Source organism: Oleiphilus sp. HI0123 (genome assembly GCF_001635315.1).
On sequence record NZ_LWGE01001850.1, the window covers coordinates 1 to 493 of the forward strand.

Genomic DNA, 493 nt, shown 5'->3' on the forward strand with positions numbered 1-493 from the left:
CTAGATTTTACTTAAATTATGAGCAAAGTATGAGCGAAACAAAAAGCTACGCTTTTTGACAAAATGCAATAGACAAATAGAGCTATTTATATGACAAAACTCTCAGATCTGAGTACAACTCAATCAAGCAGCATGACTTTCAAGCTTCTTACCAGCCTGAATATCTTCGTCAAAGTTAACCGTTTTTATATTAGGTAACGCCGCAACTTTACGCATTATCCCAACACCCTCTGTATCAAAGTTTGCAATCATTTCTTCGCTAACTTTAATCGGCTCACCCACACACAGACCAATGTTTGCCGGTTTAAGGCGCCAACTATTGCCTATATCAGAGCCACCCACGAGACTAATAGGTAAAACCACATCATCAGGCCTAAAATAGGCTTGCACGAACCGAGGGCTGACATACTTCATTGTGACACTTCCGTCCTTGGCAACATATGAACGAGAGCCTTCAGGGAATATCAAAAACGGCTCATACATAATGGATTTG

Annotated in this window: 1 protein-coding gene; it reads right to left on the reverse strand. The window is 40.4% G+C overall.

Translation table 11 applies throughout. The annotated features are described in order from the left end of the window. Positions 1-123: 123 nt before the first annotated feature. The coding region (locus A3761_RS28230; RefSeq protein ID WP_197473252.1) for a hypothetical protein at positions 124-493 on the reverse strand (370 nt) is incomplete at its 5' end.